This is a genomic window from Streptomyces altiplanensis (assembly GCF_053591575.1).
Genome location: NZ_JBSFUB010000226.1, coordinates 1 through 1,526 on the forward strand (window position 1 = coordinate 1; position 1,526 = coordinate 1,526).

Genomic DNA, 1,526 nt, shown 5'->3' on the forward strand with positions numbered 1-1,526 from the left:
GCCGACTCGAACGCGGACGGCATCGGTGACCTGCAAGGCATCATCGAGCGCCTGGACTACCTTGCCCAGCTCGGCGTCGACGTCCTGTGGCTCTCCCCGGTCTACCCGTCCCCGCACGACGACAACGGCTACGACATCAGCGACTACCAGGACATCGACCCCCTCTTCGGCACCCTGGCCGACTTCGACCGGCTGCTGGCCGCCGTCCACGAGCGCGGCATGAAGCTGGTCATGGACCTCGTCGTCAACCACACCTCCGACGAGCACCCCTGGTTCACCGCCTCCCGCGACGGCGGCCCGCACGGGGACAAGCGCGACTGGTACATCTGGCGCCCCGCCCGCGAGGGCATGGAACCGGGCACGCCCGGTGCGGAGCCCAACAACTGGGGTTCCTTCTTCTCCGGCCCCGCGTGGACCTACGACGAGAAGAGCGGCGAGTACTACCTGCACCTGTTCTCCCGCAAGCAGCCCGACCTCAACTGGGAGAACCCCGTCGTCCGCCGGGCGGTCCACGCCGTGATGCGCTGGTGGCTGGAGCGCGGGGTCGACGGCTTCCGCATGGACGTCATCAACCTCATCTCCAAGACCCCCGGCCTGCCCGACGGCATCGTCCACGAGGGCGCCCTGCACGGGGACGGCAGCCCCCACTACATCTGCGGCCCCCGCATCCACGCGTACCTGGCCGAGATGCACCGCGAGGTCTTCGAGAACCACCCCCGCCGGCTGCTGACCGTGGGGGAGATGCCCGGGGTCACCGTCGAGGAGGCCAGGCGCTTCACCGACCCCGCCCGCCGCGAACTCGACATGGTCTTCCAGTTCGAGCACGTCGGCCTCGACCAGGGCCCCGGCGGAAAGTTCGACACCCGTCCCCTGAAGCTGACCGACCTCAAGGCCAGCCTCGGCCGCTGGCAGACCGGCCTGGGCGACACCGGCTGGAACAGCCTGTACTGGAACAACCACGACCAGCCCCGCGTGGTCTCCCGCTTCGGCGACGACAGCCCCGCCCACCGCGACCGCTCCGCCAAGCTGCTGGCCACCGTCCTGCACCTGCACCGCGGCACCCCGTACGTCTACCAGGGCGAGGAACTGGGCATGGCCAACGCCCCCTTCACCTCGATCGACGACTTCCGCGACATCGAATCCCTCAACCACTACCGCGAGCAGAGAGCCCTCGGCGCGGACGAGGAGCAGATCCTGACCGGACTGCGCCACCGCAGCCGCGACAACGCGCGCACCCCCCTGCAGTGGGACACCACCGAACACGCCGGCTTCACCACCGGCACCCCCTGGATCGCGGTCAACCCCGACCACACCCGCGTCAACGCCAAGGCCCAGCTCGCCGACCCGGACTCAATCTTCCACCACTACCGCCGCCTCATCGCCCTGCGGCACACCGAACCCGCCCTGACCCACGGCGACTTCCACATGCTTCACCCCGACCACGAACAGCTCTACGCCTTCACCCGCCACGACCCGGCCACCGGCACCGAACTGCTGGTCCTGGCCAACTTCGGCGGATCCGACCT

1 protein-coding gene is annotated in these 1,526 nt (G+C 69.4%); it reads left to right on the forward strand.

Features of this window, described 5'->3' with window-relative positions; all coding sequences use genetic code 11:
- The coding region (locus tag ACWD0Y_RS36620; protein WP_450264571.1) for a glycoside hydrolase family 13 protein at positions 1–1,526 on the forward strand (1,526 nt) is incomplete at both ends.